Consider the following 15,936-nt stretch of genomic DNA (forward strand, 5'->3'; position numbering starts at 1 on the left):
GGAACGTGTCGGTGGGGTGAGGGTGTCGGGCACGCTGTTGGGTGTCTGAGGGTGCGAGCGTTGCTCGCCCTTCAAACGCCGGCCCCAGTGCACCAGGCTGTAACGGTCTGGGTGATGGGTGGCTGGTCGTTGCTTGAGAACTGCACAGTGGACGCGAGCATCTGTGGCCAAGTTTTTAAGGGCGCACGGTGGATGCCTTGGCACCAGGAACCGATGAAGGACGTGGGAGGCCACGATAGGCCCCGGGGAGCTGTCAACCGAGCTTTGATCCGGGGGTGTCCGAATGGGGAAACCCGGCAGTCGTCATGGGCTGTCACCCATACCTGAACACATAGGGTATGTGGAGGGAACGCGGGGAAGTGAAACATCTCAGTACCCGCAGGAAGAGAAAACAACCGTGATTCCGGGAGTAGTGGCGAGCGAAACTGGATGAGGCCAAACCGTATTGGTGTGATACCCGGCAGGGGTTGCCAGTGCGGGGTTGTGGGATCTCTTTTCTGCAGTCTGCCGGCTGTGGGACGAGTCAGAAACCGTTGATGTAGGCGAAGGACATGCGAAAGGTCCGGCGTAGAGGGTAAGACCCCCGTAGCTGAAACGTCAGCGGCTCGTTTAAGAGACACCCAAGTAGCACGGGGCCCGTGAAATCCCGTGTGAATCTGGCGGGACCACCCGCTAAGCCTAAATATTCCCTGGTGACCGATAGCGGATAGTACCGTGAGGGAATGGTGAAAAGTACCGCGGGAGCGGAGTGAAATAGTACCTGAAACCGTGTGCCTACAAGCCGTGGGAGCGTCGCGCAAGAACTTGTTCTTGCGTCGTGACTGCGTGCCTTTTGAAGAATGAGCCTGCGAGTTTGCGGTATGTTGCGAGGTTAACCCGTGTGGGGAAGCCGTAGCGAAAGCGAGTCCGAAGAGGGCGTTGAGTAGCGTGCCCAAGACCCGAAGCGGAGTGATCTAGCCATGGGCAGGTTGAAGCGGAGGTAAGACTTCGTGGAGGACCGAACCCACCAGGGTTGAAAACCTGGGGGATGACCTGTGGTTAGGGGTGAAAGGCCAATCAAACTCCGTGATAGCTGGTTCTCCCCGAAATGCATTTAGGTGCAGCGTCGTGTGTTTCTTGCCGGAGGTAGAGCACTGGATAGGCGATGGGCCCTACCGGGTTACTGACCTTAGCCAAACTCCGAATGCCGGTAAGTGAGAGCGCGGCAGTGAGACTGTGGGGGATAAGCTCCATGGTCGAGAGGGAAACAGCCCAGAGCATCGACTAAGGCCCCTAAGCGTGTGCTAAGTGGGAAAGGATGTGGAGTCGCAGAGACAACCAGGAGGTTGGCTTAGAAGCAGCCATCCTTGAAAGAGTGCGTAATAGCTCACTGGTCAAGTGATTCCGCGCCGACAATGTAGCGGGGCTCAAGCACACCGCCGAAGTCGTGTCATTGCAGTATGTACTCCTAACGGGGACTGTGATGGGTAGGGGAGCGTCGTGTGCCGGGTGAAGCAGCACCGGAAGGTAGTTGTGGACGGTTCACGAGTGAGAATGCAGGCATGAGTAGCGATACACACGTGGGAAACGTGTGCGCCGATTGACTAAGGGTTCCTGGGTCAAGCTGATCTGCCCAGGGTAAGTCGGGACCTAAGGCGAGGCCGACAGGCGTAGTCGATGGACAACCGGTTGATATTCCGGTACCCGCTTTGAAGCGCCAAACATCGAATCCATTAATGCTAAGGCCGTGAAGCCGCCCTGGAGTCTTCGGACAAAGGGGAGTGGTGGAGCCGCTGACCCAAGGTGGTAGTAGGTGAGTGATGGGGTGACGCAGGAAGGTAGTCCAGCCCGGGCGGTGGTTGTCCCGGGGTAAGGGTGTAGGACGCACGGTAGGCAAATCCGTCGTGCATGAAGTCTGAGACCTGATGCCGAGCCGATTGTGGTGAAGTGGATGATCCTATGCTGTCGAGAAAAGCCTCTAGCGAGTTTCATGGCGGCCCGTACCCTAAACCGACTCAGGTGGTCAGGTAGAGAATACCGAGGCGTTCGGGTGAACTATGGTTAAGGAACTCGGCAAAATGCCCCCGTAACTTCGGGAGAAGGGGGGCCATTGCTGGTGATGAGTCTTGCACTCTGAGCTGGTGGTGGCCGCAGAGACCAGCGAGAAGCGACTGTTTACTAAAAACACAGGTCCGTGCGAAGCCGTAAGGCGATGTATACGGACTGACGCCTGCCCGGTGCTGGAACGTTAAGGGGACCGGTTAGCTCTGTTTCGACAGGGCGAAGCTGAGAACTTAAGCGCCAGTAAACGGCGGTGGTAACTATAACCATCCTAAGGTAGCGAAATTCCTTGTCGGGTAAGTTCCGACCTGCACGAATGGCGTAACGACTTCTCGACTGTCTCAACCATAGGCCCGGTGAAATTGCACTACGAGTAAAGATGCTCGTTTCGCGCAGCAGGACGGAAAGACCCCGGGACCTTTACTATAGCTTGATATTGGTGTTCGGTTCGGCTTGTGTAGGATAGGTGGGAGACTGTGAACTCGTCACGCCAGTGGCGGGGGAGTCGTTGTTGAAATACCACTCTGGTCGTGCTGGATGTCTAACCTGGGTCCGTGATCCGGATCAGGGACAGTGTCTGGTGGGTAGTTTAACTGGGGCGGTTGCCTCCTAAAGAGTAACGGAGGCGCCCAAAGGTTCCCTCAGCCTGGTTGGCAATCAGGTGTTGAGTGTAAGTGCACAAGGGAGCTTGACTGTGAGACTGACGGGTCGAGCAGGTACGAAAGTAGGGACTAGTGATCCGGCGGTGGCTTGTGGAAGCGCCGTCGCTCAACGGATAAAAGGTACCCCGGGGATAACAGGCTGATCTTCCCCAAGAGTCCATATCGACGGGATGGTTTGGCACCTCGATGTCGGCTCGTCGCATCCTGGGGCTGGAGTCGGTCCCAAGGGTTGGGCTGTTCGCCCATTAAAGCGGTACGCGAGCTGGGTTTAGAACGTCGTGAGACAGTTCGGTCCCTATCCGCTGTGCGCGTAGGAGTCTTGAGAAGGGCTGTCCCTAGTACGAGAGGACCGGGACGGACGAACCTCTGGTGTGCCAGTTGTCCTGCCAAGGGCATGGCTGGTTGGCTACGTTCGGAAAGGATAACCGCTGAAAGCATCTAAGCGGGAAGCCTGCTTCGAGATGAGGGCTCCCTCCTCCTTGAGAGGGTAAGGCTCCCAGTAGACGACTGGGTTGATAGGCCAGATATGGAAGCCCGGTAACGGGTGGAGTTGACTGGTACTAATAGGCCGAGGGCTTGTCCTCAGTTGCTCGCGTCCACTGTGTTAGTTCTGAAGTAACGAACTCGCCTTGCTGGCTGGAGTTGTTATCTTCATAGTGTTTCGGTGGTCATAGCGTTAGGGAAACGCCCGGTTACATTTCGAACCCGGAAGCTAAGCCTTTCAGCGCCGATGGTACTGCAGGGGGGACCCTGTGGGAGAGTAGGACGCCGCCGAACAATTTTTCAGCTCCGGTCCCTGAACCTCTGGTTCAGGGACCGGAGCTTTTTTGCGTTCCCGCAGAGTTCGAGGCACCGGCTCCGCGCATTTTTCGGCCCGTCCGGGCCTGGCGTTTAGGCTCGAAGGATGCGTTATGACCTCATCATCTTCGACAACGACGGTGTGCTCGTCGACAGCGAGCCGCTTTCCAACACCGTCCTTTCCGCTTACCTCACCGAACTCGGCCACCCCACCTCGTACGAGGAATCGATCCGCGACTACATGGGCGCCGCGGTGCACCGAGTCCACGACCTCGTCAAGGAGCGGACCGGGCAGCTCCTCCCCGAGGACTTCGAGACCACGCTGCACGCGCGCGTCTTCGAAGCTTTCGAGCGGGAGCTGGAGCCGGTCGCCGGCGTGCACGAGGTGCTGGGCAAGCTGACGGCCGACGGGACGCCGTACTGCGTGGCCTCCTCCGGCAGCCACGAGCGGATCCGCGTCGCACACCGCAAGACCGGCCTCGACGAATGGTTCGAAGAGGAGTGGATCTTCAGCTCGCAGGACGTCGGCAAGGGCAAGCCGGCCCCCGACCTCTTCCTCCACGCGGCCCGTGAGATGGGTGTGGCACCCGAGCGCTGCGCGGTGATCGAGGACAGCCCGCTCGGCGTCCAGGCCGCCGTCGCCGCCGGTATGGACGTGTACGGCTTCACCGCCATGACCCCCGCGGAGAAGCTGACCGCGGCCGGTCCGGTCACCGGCCTCTTCGCACGCATGGAAGAGCTGTCGGCGCTGCTCGCATAGCCCCAGGCCCCGGCCGTACCGCCCTGTCCACCGCCCGCCCACCCACCGTCCCCCGCCCCGCTTCCGCCGTGCGGCCGGACCGATACGGTGACGGGCATGAGCGGCCGTGCACAGCTGATGTGGGACGAGGCAGTAACGGGCTACGACTTCGGGCCCGGCCATCCGATGGACCCGGTCCGGCTCGCGCTGACCATGCGGTTGGTGGAGGCGTACGGGCTCGACCGGGGGCCGGACGCGGTGGAGGTCGTGGCCGCGAAGGCCGCCGGGATCTCCACGCTACGGCTGGTGCACCGCGAGGACTACATCGACGCCGTAAGGACGGCATCGGCCGACCCGAAGGCGGCCGACCCCCTGTACGGGCTCGGCACCGAGGACAACCCGGCGTTCGCCGGGATGCACGAGGCGTCGGCACTGATCGCGGGGCAGTCAGTGGGGGCCGCGGAGGCGGTGTGGCGCGGCGAGGCCCTGCACGCGGTGAACTTCGCGGGTGGTCTCCACCACGCGATGCCGGGCGGCGCGGCGGGGTTCTGCATCTACAACGACGCGGCGCTGGCCGTCGCGCGACTGCTGGAGCTGGGCGCCGAGCGCGTCGCGTACGTGGATGTGGACGTGCACCACGGGGACGGCGTGCAGGCCGCCTTCTGGGACGACCCGCGGGTCATGACGGTCTCCCTGCACGAACACCCCCGGACGCTCTTTCCACAGACCGGCTGGCCGGAGGAGACCGGCGGGCCCGGAGCCGTGGGCAGCGCGGTGAACGTGGCGCTGCCGGCCGGCACCGGCGACGAGGGATGGCTGCGGGCCTTCCACGCGGTGGTGCCCGAGCTGCTGGACGCGTTCCGGCCCGATGTCCTCGTCACCCAGCACGGGGCCGACACCCACTTCGAGGACCCGCTCGCGCACCTGGCGGTGAGCCTGGACGCGCAGCGGGCGGTGGCGGCGGCCTGTCACGACCTGGCGCACGAGACGGCCGACGGCCGGTGGATCGCGCTGGGAGGCGGCGGCTACGCGGTGGTGGATGTCGTCCCCCGTACCTGGACCCATCTGGTGGCGATCGCGGCGGGGCGCCCGATCGAGCCCACGTCGGCGGTGCCGGAGGATTGGCGGCACGAGGTCTACCGGCGCACGCGCCAGGGCGGGCCGCACCGGATGACGGACGGACGCGGGACGGGCTGGCGCGACTTCGTGGGCGACGGTTACGACCCGGCCGACCGTCTGGACCAGGCGATCCTGGCGACGCGCCGGGCGGTGTTCCCCGCGCACGGGCTGCTGCCGTAAGACCGGGTTCGTCCGAAGGGGACGTACTTCGGAGCCAAGTCGCACTTCGTGGCCAATACGCCCGGATGTGTGACTACTGGGCGGTTCGGGCATGGACCGGGGTTCGGGGCGTCAGCATGGGTCCCGTGTGGGGCACCGGTGCGGGCACGGACGGGGCGGCGGCCGAAGCGCTGAAGTCGCATGTGGTCAGGGCGCGGCTCGCGGGGACGATCGCGACCTCCAGGGAGAAGAGCCTGACCCGCTACCGTCTCTTCGCGGCCGGCGATCCGCGCGTACTGATCGGTCTGGAGCCCGAGAACGACTGGTCTGTGGCAGAAGTTCTTCAGGTGATGGCTGAGCAGTGTGGAGTTTCGGCCGACCCTGGACATACTTCCGGCCCAGATGTGATCGATCCGCACCGTACGCTGGTGGGGCTCGACGCCTTCGCCGACCGGCTCGGCGCGGCGGCCGCCCGGCACGCTCCGGTACTGATCGGGACCGGCCATCCGCACCGGCTGCTGGGCTTCTACGGCGGCCTGGCAGACGCCCTGTCGGCGGCGGGATGCCCCCTTCTCACCCCGGCGTATGGCCGCTGTGTCGACATAGCGACCCGATTCGGGGTACGCACGTACAACCTTGACTACGTACGGGGAGTCGCGCTGATGCGCGAACCGGGCGTGCGGCGCACCGCCGGTGAGCCGGGTGTGCACACGCACTCCCCCCTCCCGGTTCGTACCGCCCTCGACGCCGCGGCAGACGCCGGCGGACCCCTTCCCGAGCTGGTGATCGGTGACCACGGATGGGTCTGCGGAGCAGGTCAGCTGGGCTTTGAGGCCATCGGACTGGCGGATACGGACGATCCCGCGCTGTTCGTCGGACAGGCCGAGGGGCGGGTGTCCGCCGTAGTTCCGCTTGATGACGCTGTGCGGTCTGATTACTACCGACCGCTTACTCGCTATGTACTCAATCGAGCGTGTCTGTCACAGTAGGCGGCCGATCGCTGCTCCTCTTCCCCACTCGCATCACCCGCCCCTAACCTGGGGAGTGAGCGCACAGCGACGGGGAGTCACCGGAGGGGAAGCCGGTGCCCGTCATGTGCGGAAGGTTCAGGTGTGTCATGGCTGCAGAGCAAAGGCCTCTCAACGAGGTCGTGTTCCTGACCGTGGCGGAAGTCGCCACGGTGATGCGAGTGTCGAAGATGACCGTGTACCGCTTGGTGCACAGCGGTCATCTGCCCGCGATCCGAGTGGGGAGGTCGTTCCGGGTCCCGGAGCAAGCAGTTCACGACTACCTCCGTGAGTCCTATGTGGGGGTGGAATCGGCCTGAGGGGCTCAAGGTGACCCTCGGATTACGCCGTAGGCTCGACGGCGGGTAGGCTGGCCCGATGTAGGTAGTGTGGGCTCGGACGCCCCGCACCGAGTGATACGAAGTGAGCGAGGGTAGTCGTGGGCTCTGTTATCAAGAAGCGGCGCAAGCGGATGGCCAAGAAGAAGCACCGCAAGCTGCTCAAGCGCACCCGTGTTCAGCGTCGCAACAAGAAGTAAGCAACGCTGATCGCGATTCCACAGCCTCTCACCGCAGTACGCGGTGGGGGGCTGCGGTGCGTTTTGGGGGCCGTTTTGCGGTGCACCCGGTGAGGTGCGGACCGGGCGGCCGATACCTGGACGGCGTCACCGGCCGGGCGAGGTGTTCCGTACCCGGCGGAGTTTCCCGAAAGCGCGACCCGCGGGAGAGCGCGGCTCCGGCCCCCGCGGAAAAGTCGGCCGACGGGTCGGGCAAAGCTCGGGCCAAGGCTTGAAATGTAGCTCAGCGCATCCCGCGGTCATCACAGCGCAACAACGACCCGATAGCGTGGCCGCACAGCTCGGCTCACGCGAGGGACAAAGGGCGGGAAGGAAGGGCTGATCTTGGGAAAGGTCGTGCTCGTCACTGGAGTCGCACGGCAACTGGGGGGCCGGTTCGTACGACGCATTCAGCGCGACCCCGACGTCGGCCGGGTGATCGGAGTCGATGCGGTGGAGCCCGAGCACCCCTTGGGCGGTGCCGATTTCCTCAAGGCCGACATCCGGCATCCGGCCATAGCCAGAGTGCTGGCCGAGACCAATGTGGACACCGTGGTCCACATGGACATCAACGGCACGCCGCTGGGCGGCCGCGGCAGCCGGGCGACGGTCAAGGAGACCAATGTCATCGGCACCATGCAGCTGCTCGGTGCCTGCCAGAAAGCGCCCAACGTCAAACGGCTGGTGGTGAAGTCCAGCACCAGCGTGTACGGCTCCGCGCCCCGCGACCCCGCGGTCTTCACCGAGACCACGCCCCCGAAGTCGCTGCCCAGCGGCGGCTTCGCGAAGGACGCGGTCGAGGTCGAGGGGTACGTACGCGGCTTCGCCCGGCGCCGGCCCGACGTGGCGGTGTGCGTCCTGCGCTTCGCCAACATCCTCGGGCCCTGCGCCGACTCACCGCTCGCCGAGTACTTCTCGCTGCCCGTCCTGCCCACGGTCCTGGGCTACGACCCGCGGCTGCAGTTCGTCCACGAGGACGACGCGATCGAGGCGCTGTGCCTGGCCTCCGGCAAGCCGCGCCGCGGCACGCTCAACAGCGGCACGTTCAACATCGCGGGGGACGGCGCGCTGCTGCTCTCCCAGTGCTCCCGGCGGCTCGGCCGGCCCACGCTGCCGCTGTTCCTGCCGACCGTCACCTGGGCCGGCACCGCGCTGCGCTCGGTCGGCATCACCGACTTCTCGCCGGAGCAGATCCGAATGCTCACGCACGGCAGGGTCGTCCGGACGACCCAGATGCGCGAGACACTGGGGTTTCACCCGAAATACACGACGGCGGAGTCCTTCGCGGAGTTCGCCCGCAGCCGTGGGCCCGGGCTGCTGCCGCCCGAGGTCCTCGCCCGTACCGTCGACCGGCTCGCCGCCGTGCTGTCCGCACGCAGCGGCCCGACCCAGTGAGGAGTTCACCCACGATGGCGGACGCCAAGGTCATTCCCTTCGGCGAGGAGCCCCGGTCGCGCAGAAAGACCAAGCGGCCGGGCCGCGGAGGCCGCCGTACGGCGCTGGCGCCCGTACCGGAGCCGCGGCGGCAGGACGGGCGGGGACAGGCGGCGGGAGGGCCGCAGGGGGCGCCGGGGGAGTCCCTGGAGCAGCGGATCGCCGGCGGTCTGCGCTTCCTGCGCCGGCGGCTCACCGGCGAGTACGAGGTCGACGACTTCGGGTACGACGAGGAGCTGACCGACCAGGTCCTGATGTCGGTGCTGCGGCCCCTGTACGAGAAGTACTTCCGGGTCGAGGTCAAAGGCATCGAGAACATTCCGGCGGACGGCGGCGCGCTGATCGTCGCCAACCACTCCGGGACGCTGCCCCTGGACGGGCTGATGCTCCAGGTCGCGGTGCACGACCACCACCCCGCCGGCCGGCACCTGCGGCTGCTCGCGGCCGACCTGGTCTTCGTCCTGCCGGTGATCAACGAGCTGGCGCGCAAGGCCGGCCACACGCTCGCCTGCGCCGAGGACGCCCAGCGGCTGCTGGAGCGCGGCGAGGTCGTCGGGGTGATGCCGGAGGGCTTCAAGGGCATCGGCAAGCCCTTCGCCGACCGCTACAAGCTCCAGCGGTTCGGGCGCGGGGGGTTCGTCTCCACCGCGCTGCGGGCCGGGGTGCCGATCGTGCCCTGCTCGATCGTGGGCGCCGAGGAGATCTACCCGAAGATCGGGGACGCCAAGACACTGGCGCGGGTGCTGGGCTTCCCGTACTTCCCGCTGACGCCGACCTTCCCGTGGTTCGGGCCGCTGGGGCTGCTGCCGCTGCCGACGAAGTGGACGATCCAGTTCGGGGAGCCGATCCCGACGGACGGCTATCCGGCGGAGGCGGCGGACGACCCGATGCTGATGTTCAATCTGACGGACCAGGTACGGGAGACGATCCAGCACACCCTGTACAAGCTGCTGGTGCAGCGGCGGTCGGTGTTCTTCTGACGCTGCCGTACGGCGGGCCGCGGGGCCGCGCGGTACGGGCCTGCTCCGTGAACGCCCGCGACGCCCCGGCGCCGTGTGGTGGCACCGGGGCGTCGCGGCGTCGGGTGGCGGCCCGACGCGGGTGGGTCAGCCCAGCGGGTTCTTGCCGTCGAGGCCGATGTCCGGCAGCAGCCCGGGGAGCAGCGGCGGGATCGTGACGTCGGGCTCGTCCGGCGTCTCCTTGCTCTTGCCGGTGCCCTTGCCGTCCGGCTCCGGGGTGCCGGAGTCGGCGGGCGGGTCGAGCAGGCCGCCCGTGCTGCCGCCGAGCAGGCCCTCGTCCTCATGGGACGGGGACGAGGCCGACGGGCGCTGCGGCCTGTGCGAGCCGTCCGCCTCGCCGGACGAGGAGGCGCTCTTCCCGGACGGTGACGGGTGATCCGTACGGCCCTGGGTGCTGCCCGGCGCGGGTGCCGCGGGGGCCTTCTCGCGGTGGCTCTCGCCGCCCGGGTGCTTGGGCAGCAGGGAACGCAGCGGGCCGACCTCTTCGTCTATGGCGTCGAAGACCGAGCTGACCTCGTCGCGCACGTCCGTCAGCTGGGCCGGCAGGCGGTCGCGCAGCCGGGACCAGCTGTCGCGGTGCGACTTGGTGAAGGAGTTGAGCGTCTGGATCGGGCCGAGGGAGCCGTCGCGCTCGTACTCCTCGTGGAGGAGGCGGTGGCCCTCGCCGGCGTCCTGCTTGACGCCGGACAGCGCCTTGCGGATCTCGCCGAGCGACTCGTGGTCGAGGGGGCCGGAGCGGAGGCGCTCCATGAGGCGGTGGGCCTCGGACATGCGGGTGGACGCCTGGTCGAGGAAGAGGCGGCCGCGGTCGGCCACGTCGCCCGTCAGGTTCAGCTTCAGGTCCTCCATGCCCCGCTTGAGCGGGTACAGCGAGTCGCCGGGGAGCGCGTCGGAGCTGGCGGCGGCGACGCCGCTGAAGGCGCCGGCCGCGACGCCCACCGTCAGGCCGCCCGCCGCGAGCCCCTTCGACAGCCGCGACCGGGGGCGCAGCCGTCCCAGGGACTTCGCCGCGCGGTGCGTGCCGCGCGCCCCGCGCTGCTGCGGCACCCGTGAGGCGTCGGACGCGGCGCCCTCGGCGAAGGCCGCCTCCATCGCCGCGATGAGCTGGGCCCGGTGGACGGTCTTGACCTCGGGGTCCAACTCCGGCTTGGGGAGTTCTCCGAGGGTGCCGGCGACCGCCAACAGCCTTGTTTCTCCGCACGCTTCCGCCGGTGTGCCGACCTCGTCCTCGGCCGCCGCGCCCGGAAGGACCTGATCCTCCAGGGCCTGGGCGAAGGCGTTAGCCCGCCGGTGCACCGATACGTTCGCGATCACGGGCGGCACCTCCTCTCGTCATCCCGCTCGACTCCCCGGACTGGCTTGACTATCCAGACGGGCCGGAAGGTTGCACGCCCTGTTCGCATCCACTCGATCGAGTGAGAGGGTGCGGGCATGGCGTGACCGCGGGGAGCCTGCGTTCTGCACAACGAGCGCCGCGGCACTTGGGTTACGCACTCACGATGATCTGACCGAACGGTCGCGAACGGACACTCGCGGTCGGTCGCCGCGGTGACCGCCGCCGGGCGTGTCAGCGGGCGCGGGTGGTGCACGCGGAGGCGTACGAAAGGCGTGGCCGTCAACATCGGTCCGGGAGATTCAGGCGATCGGGGCGGTGGTCCAAGCGTTAGTCCTGGCGGCGGGCCGGAGTGGACGGCCCGGGGCGGTGAGGCAGGCGGAAGCGCAGTGGGCACGGGGACGCGGGTGGGGGCGGGGGGACGGCAGACGGCACGGACGGTGGTCCGTGCGTCACGGCGGCGGTCAGCGGGCGTCGTCCGGGAGCAGCCGCGCCAGGGTCCGTACGGCGCGGTACTGCAGCGTCTTGATGGCGCCCTCGTTCTTCCCCATGACGCGCGCGGTCTCCGCGACCGACAGGCCCTGGAGGAAGCGCAGCGTCACGCACTCCTGCTGCTGCGGATTGAGCTTGCGGACCGCCTCCAGCAGCGCGGCGTTGGACAGCGACTCCAGCACCGAGTCCTCGGGACTGCGTTCGACCTCGTTGGCGTCGAGCATCTCACCGGTGGTGACCTCCAGGCGGAAGCGCGACGACTTGAAGTGGTCGGCGACCAGGTTGCGGGCGATCGTGACCAGCCAGGCCCCGAAGTCGCGGCCCTGCCAGGTGAACGTGCCGATGCGGCGCAGGGCGCGCAGGAACGTCTCGCTGGTCAGGTCCTCGGCCGTGGCCCGGCCGCCCACCCGGTAGTAGATGTAGCGGTAGACCGTGTCGGCGTACTGGTCGTAGAGCCGGCCGAACGCCTCTGCCTCGCCGGCCTGCGCGCGCTCGACGAGGTCCATCATGCGGCGGCTGTCGCTGTCGGCGGGGCGCCGGGCGGCGGGCGTGCCCGCGCCGCGGCGGGTTCTGCCGCCGGTCTTGGTGACGGTGGTGGTGCTTCCGTCGGCCAGGGCGTAGCAGGGACCGGCGGGGGTGGCTGTGGCGAATGCGGGGACGGCGATCGCGGTGGGGACAAAACTGCGCAGGTGGTCGACGAGTGTCGTACGCAGCGTAGCCAGGCCCGAGGCGTCAACCCCGACGTGTGGGTACACGGGACTCCCAGAGGCAGAGCTTCCATCACGTGCAGTGCGGGACCGTTCACCCGTCGTAGGGACGCGTGGGTACCGGTTTGCGTCTGAGGAGAATAACGCTTCGTACAGGCAGCGCTACACCCAGTTGCTCAAATCATCGATTACTTCTGGTCCGTTACGAATTCATGCCCGATCAAGTATCGATTCCTGAGCAGATATTGATCAGAAAGGAACGTGATCTGCCTGGTTGCGGGGCGCCTTGTGGCGGAGCGTCGGTGGCGGGACTGTGGGGGGTGGGGTGGGGGTAGGTAGCGGGGATTGGTCGGGGTGCGCGTCCGCGCGGGGGTGCGCTTCGCGCGTGGGTTGCGCTGACGTTCGGTTCGCGTTGCTTTCGTTGTGGGGGCGGGGGCGCGCAGGGGGCCAACTCCTCGGCATCCTTTAGTTGAAGTGAATTGATACGTGGGCCGGCGTGCGGACTGCCTGCGGGGATGGCCCCCTACACGCCCCCTCCGGCCGGTTCGGCGAGCCGAGGTCGGTGGGGGGGAGTTTTCGATGACGCCCGGGTCCGCCTCTCCTGGTGGTGAGGCTCACAGGGGGAGGCGGAAGGGCGCGCCCTGCTCCCCGGTGATGGGATGCGCGCCCCGGATCGGCACACGCCGACGCGGCTCCGCCGCGCCACCGGGCGCTGACGCGCCGGACCACACCCGGCCACTCGGGCACCCGGACGCTCGCGCACTCGGACGCTGACGCGCCGGACGACGCGCGGCCACTCGGGCACTCGCGCGCCCGGGCACTCGGGCGCCGAGGCCACCGGGGTGCCGGTGCGCACCGGGGTGCCGGGGCGCACCGGGACGCGCCCGGCTTGTGAAAGTCCCCAGCCCGATCGCTCGGAAAGCCGCCATCCGGCCAGGGCTCGGGGTCGCGCAGGGGTCTCCCCGCAGGCAGTCCGCACGCTGGCCCAGGTATCCGATTCACTGCAGCTAAAGGATGCCGAGGAGTGACCCCGGAGTGGCCCCGAGCCCCCACCCACCGGCCCCACCGCGCACCACGCGCACCCCCGGGCCGAAGCCCGAAGAACCGGTTCAGCGGCGGCGCCGCTGGAGTGCCACCGCCGCAGCCGCCCCACCCGCGAGCGCCCCCACGCCGGCCGCCGCCGGGATGCCGATCTTCACCGCCTTGCGGCCGGTCCGGTAGTCGCGCAGGCGCCAGCCCTGTTCGCGGGCGTGCTTGCGCAGGCGGCCGTCGGGGTTGACCGCGTACGGGTGGCCGACCAGCGACAACATCGGGATGTCGTTGGCGGAGTCGCTGTAGGCGGCGCAGCGTCCCAGGTCCAGGCCTTCGGCGGCGGCCAGGGCCCGTACGGCCTCGGCCTTGGCGGGGCCGTGCAGCGGTTCGCCGACCAGCTTGCCGGTGTAGACGCCGCCGACGGACTCGGCGACGGTGCCGAGCGCACCAGTCAGGCCGAGCCGCCGGGCGATGATCGTCGCGGTCTCGACGGGAGCGGCGGTGACCAGCCAGACCTTCTGGCCCGCGTCCAAGTGGGCCTGGGCGAGGGCGCGGGTGCCGGGCCAGATCCGTTCGGCCATGTACTCGTCGTAGATCTCCTCGCCGATGGTCATCAGCTCGGAGACGCGGTGGCCCTGGACGATGGAGAGCGCGCTGTTGCGGGCGTCCGCCATGTGCTCGGGGTTCTCCGAGCCGATGAAACGGAAGTAGATCTGCTGCCAGACGAAGCGGGCCAGGTCGCGCTTGTGGAAGAAGCGCCGCTTGTACAGGCCGCGTCCGAAGTGGAAGAGGGACGCGCCCTGCATGACGGTGTTGTCGAGGTCGAAGAAGGCCGCGGCGTGGGTGTCGCCGACGACCGGGAACTCCGGCTCTTCGGGGTCCTCGCCCTGGGCGGCCGCTTCCTGGGCCTCGGCGGCCTCGGCCTCCAGGGAGGACTTGCGCGCGGCCTCGGCGGCGGCCTCGCCTGCGAGCACGCTGCGCGCGGTGGCGGGGCGCCTACGGCGGCTGAACCACCCCGTGGGGAGGAGCGCACCGTAGGCGTTCCTACGGGGACGGCGGGCGGACGACGGGTGGGCCATGTAGCTAGCGTAGCCAGGTTGTTCGGTGCGGCCGGTTACGGCCGGATGTCGGGCGGCCGCGGTGCGGCCGACCGTTGCGTTACGGCCATCCCGGGGACGGCGCCGGCCGCCGGGGCGTGCGCTGCCGTGGGGGCGTACGCCGGGCGGTTGCGGTGCCGTACGCGGCCTGGCCTGCCGGGTGTAGACGGGCTCGTACCGCTGCGGTGGCGGTGGCTCGTACCGTCAGGCGCCGAGTGCCTTGCGCAGCCGCTGGGGGTCGACCCGCCAGAAATCGTGCTGCGCGCCGTCCACGAGGACGACCGGAATCTGTTCCCAGTACTTGCGGTACAGCTCCTGGTCCTGGGTGATGTCCTTCTTCTCCCAGGAGGCGCCGGTCTCGGCGCAGACGCGCTCGATGACTTCCTGTGCGACATCACACAGGTGGCAGCCGGGCTTGCCGATGAGCGTGACCGTGCTGTCGGCGGGGTTCTTGCGGGCGCTGCGGCTGAAGAGGGAGGCCATGACCGTCATTGTGCCTCCGTCCGGGGCGCCGCCGCGTCGGTGACGTGTCCCCGTCACCGCTCCGCCGGACGGGGCAGATAGTCGCCTGAGTCGACTACCATCGGTGGGCGATTTGTAGGTTTCCGGGGTGATAGCGGTGAGGAGTGAGGGCGCGTGCGGCCGTCGGCGCTCCCGTGTTACCGGTGCGAAACGTGTGAACGGTGCGCCGGGGGAGTTGGTTCCGCGAAGCGGTGTAAAAGCCGCGTGACCCCGGTCACTTTGGCCGGACAAAGCGGACACCATCTTTGTGCACGCGTTCACAAAGACATAGCCTGCTGTCGACGGGGCGGTCGGGAAATCTACGGCCGTCCACAGCCCCGCTCTACCCGCAGGAGCACCGTGGCAACTGGCCGAACTCACCGACCGGCGACCCGAAGCCGAGGGATTCCCGAGGCCACCGTCGCCCGGCTTCCGCTGTATCTGCGCGCGTTGACCGCGCTCTCCGAGCGCTCGGTCCCCACGGTCTCCTCCGAGGAACTCGCCGCTGCCGCGGGGGTCAACTCCGCCAAGCTGCGCAAGGACTTCTCCTACCTCGGTTCGTACGGCACCCGCGGGGTCGGCTACGACGTGGAGTACCTCGTCTACCAGATCTCCCGCGAGCTGGGCCTGACGCAGGACTGGCCGGTCGTGATCGTCGGTATCGGTAACCTCGGTGCCGCCCTGGCCAACTACGGCGGCTTCGCCTCCCGCGGGTTCCGCGTCGCCGCGCTCATAGACGCCGACCCGGCGATGGCGGGCAAGCCGGTGGCGGGCATCGCCGTCCAGCACACCGACGAGCTGGAAAAGATCATCAAGGACAACGGCGTCTCGATCGGTGTGATCGCGACCCCGGCGGGCGCCGCGCAGCAGGTCTGCGACCGGCTCGTCGCGGCCGGTGTCACCTCCATCCTGAACTTCGCGCCGACCGTGCTGACCGTCCCGGACGGTGTGGACGTGCGCAAGGTCGACCTGTCGATAGAACTGCAGATCCTGGCCTTCCACGAGCAGCGCAAGGCGGGCGAGGACGCGGGCCAGGACGACGGGTCCGACGACGCCCGCGCCGTCGCCGCGCGCGAGGCCCGACGGGCCGTGCGCGAGGTGCGCGAGGCCGCGGGCAAGACCGGCCAGGACACGGACACGTCCACCGGTGCGTCCGACCGCAAGGGACCCGACGGGGACGTACCCGCCGTGATGCCGGCATGAGCGAGCGCAGCGAGGGAATCGACAAAAGGTGCGCCACA

General features: G+C 67.8%; 12 protein-coding genes and 2 rRNA genes. 10 read left to right on the plus strand and 4 right to left on the minus strand.

The window, feature by feature from the left end; all coding sequences use genetic code 11:
* Positions 1 to 165: 165 nt before the first annotated feature.
* From OEIGOIKO_RS22340 to OEIGOIKO_RS22380, 9 genes are all read left to right on the plus strand, one after another.
* Positions 166 to 3,286, plus strand: a 23S ribosomal RNA gene (locus tag OEIGOIKO_RS22340).
* Positions 3,287 to 3,362: 76 nt separating this feature from the next.
* Positions 3,363 to 3,479: ribosomal RNA gene (gene rrf / locus OEIGOIKO_RS22345) — 5S ribosomal RNA — on the plus strand.
* 127 nt (positions 3,480 to 3,606) lie between these two features.
* Positions 3,607 to 4,260, plus strand: a complete 654-nt coding sequence (locus OEIGOIKO_RS22350) for an HAD family hydrolase (RefSeq protein ID WP_125055528.1) — start codon at positions 3,607 to 3,609, stop codon at positions 4,258 to 4,260.
* Between the two features lie 96 nt (positions 4,261 to 4,356).
* Positions 4,357 to 5,538, plus strand: coding sequence for an acetoin utilization protein AcuC (locus OEIGOIKO_RS22355; protein WP_125055529.1), 1,182 nt, complete (start codon positions 4,357 to 4,359; stop codon positions 5,536 to 5,538).
* 116 nt (positions 5,539 to 5,654) lie between these two features.
* The gene (locus OEIGOIKO_RS22360; RefSeq protein WP_125055530.1) at positions 5,655 to 6,506 is read left to right on the plus strand and encodes a phosphatase; all 852 of its coding nucleotides are present in this window, start codon (positions 5,655 to 5,657) and stop codon (positions 6,504 to 6,506) included.
* Between the two features lie 128 nt (positions 6,507 to 6,634).
* The gene (locus tag OEIGOIKO_RS22365; protein ID WP_051831566.1) at positions 6,635 to 6,844 is read left to right on the plus strand and encodes a helix-turn-helix domain-containing protein; all 210 of its coding nucleotides are present in this window, start codon (positions 6,635 to 6,637) and stop codon (positions 6,842 to 6,844) included.
* Positions 6,845 to 6,963: 119 nt separating this feature from the next.
* A complete protein-coding gene (locus OEIGOIKO_RS22370; RefSeq protein ID WP_003948845.1) occupies positions 6,964 to 7,062 on the plus strand; it encodes a 30S ribosomal protein bS22 in 99 nt (32 codons plus the stop codon).
* Between the two features lie 363 nt (positions 7,063 to 7,425).
* Positions 7,426 to 8,475 carry an NAD-dependent epimerase/dehydratase family protein gene (locus OEIGOIKO_RS22375; protein WP_125055531.1) on the plus strand — a complete coding sequence of 350 codons (1,050 nt, stop codon included), beginning with the start codon at positions 7,426 to 7,428 and terminating at the stop codon, positions 8,473 to 8,475.
* Positions 8,476 to 8,489: 14 nt separating this feature from the next.
* Positions 8,490 to 9,494 carry a lysophospholipid acyltransferase family protein gene (locus tag OEIGOIKO_RS22380; protein ID WP_125055532.1) on the plus strand — a complete coding sequence of 335 codons (1,005 nt, stop codon included), beginning with the start codon at positions 8,490 to 8,492 and terminating at the stop codon, positions 9,492 to 9,494.
* 126 nt (positions 9,495 to 9,620) lie between these two features.
* Here OEIGOIKO_RS22380 and OEIGOIKO_RS22385 read toward each other — a convergent pair whose 3' ends face one another.
* From OEIGOIKO_RS22385 to OEIGOIKO_RS22400, 4 genes are all read right to left on the minus strand, one after another.
* Positions 9,621 to 10,847 carry a DUF5667 domain-containing protein gene (locus tag OEIGOIKO_RS22385; protein ID WP_125055533.1) on the minus strand — a complete coding sequence of 409 codons (1,227 nt, stop codon included), beginning with the start codon at positions 10,845 to 10,847 and terminating at the stop codon, positions 9,621 to 9,623.
* Positions 10,848 to 11,330: 483 nt separating this feature from the next.
* Positions 11,331 to 12,113: an ECF subfamily RNA polymerase sigma factor, BldN family gene (locus OEIGOIKO_RS22390; RefSeq protein ID WP_030017980.1), complete on the minus strand. Its 783-nt coding sequence runs from the start codon at positions 12,111 to 12,113 to the stop codon at positions 11,331 to 11,333.
* 1,061 nt (positions 12,114 to 13,174) lie between these two features.
* A complete protein-coding gene (locus tag OEIGOIKO_RS22395; protein ID WP_371858808.1) occupies positions 13,175 to 14,071 on the minus strand; it encodes an HAD family hydrolase in 897 nt (298 codons plus the stop codon).
* A gap of 327 nt (positions 14,072 to 14,398) precedes the next feature.
* Positions 14,399 to 14,677, minus strand: coding sequence for a glutaredoxin family protein (locus tag OEIGOIKO_RS22400; protein WP_030024824.1), 279 nt, complete (start codon positions 14,675 to 14,677; stop codon positions 14,399 to 14,401).
* A 378-nt stretch (positions 14,678 to 15,055) separates the two neighbouring features.
* Here OEIGOIKO_RS22400 and OEIGOIKO_RS22405 point away from each other — a divergent pair, with 378 nt between their 5' ends.
* A complete protein-coding gene (locus OEIGOIKO_RS22405) occupies positions 15,056 to 15,898 on the plus strand; it encodes a redox-sensing transcriptional repressor Rex (protein WP_125055534.1) in 843 nt (280 codons plus the stop codon).
* Positions 15,899 to 15,936: the final 38 nt, after the last annotated feature.

The organism is Streptomyces paromomycinus, assembly GCF_003865155.1.
Classification (GTDB): Bacteria; Actinomycetota; Actinomycetes; order Streptomycetales; family Streptomycetaceae; genus Streptomyces; species Streptomyces chrestomyceticus.

Bases quoted from the DNA above. Each gene is read 5' to 3' on its own strand.
- OEIGOIKO_RS22355 (WP_125055529.1), top strand. From the start codon at position 4,357: ATGAGCGGCCGTGCACAGCTGATGTGGGACGAGGCAGTAACGGGCTAC.
- OEIGOIKO_RS22350 (WP_125055528.1), top strand. From the start codon at position 3,607: ATGCGTTATGACCTCATCATCTTCGACAACGACGGTGTGCTCGTCGAC.
- OEIGOIKO_RS22360 (WP_125055530.1), top strand. From the start codon at position 5,655: ATGGGTCCCGTGTGGGGCACCGGTGCGGGCACGGACGGGGCGGCGGCC.
- OEIGOIKO_RS22400 (WP_030024824.1), bottom strand. From the start codon at position 14,677: ATGGCCTCCCTCTTCAGCCGCAGCGCCCGCAAGAACCCCGCCGACAGC.
- OEIGOIKO_RS22380 (WP_125055532.1), top strand. From the start codon at position 8,490: ATGGCGGACGCCAAGGTCATTCCCTTCGGCGAGGAGCCCCGGTCGCGC.
- OEIGOIKO_RS22365 (WP_051831566.1), top strand. From the start codon at position 6,635: ATGGCTGCAGAGCAAAGGCCTCTCAACGAGGTCGTGTTCCTGACCGTG.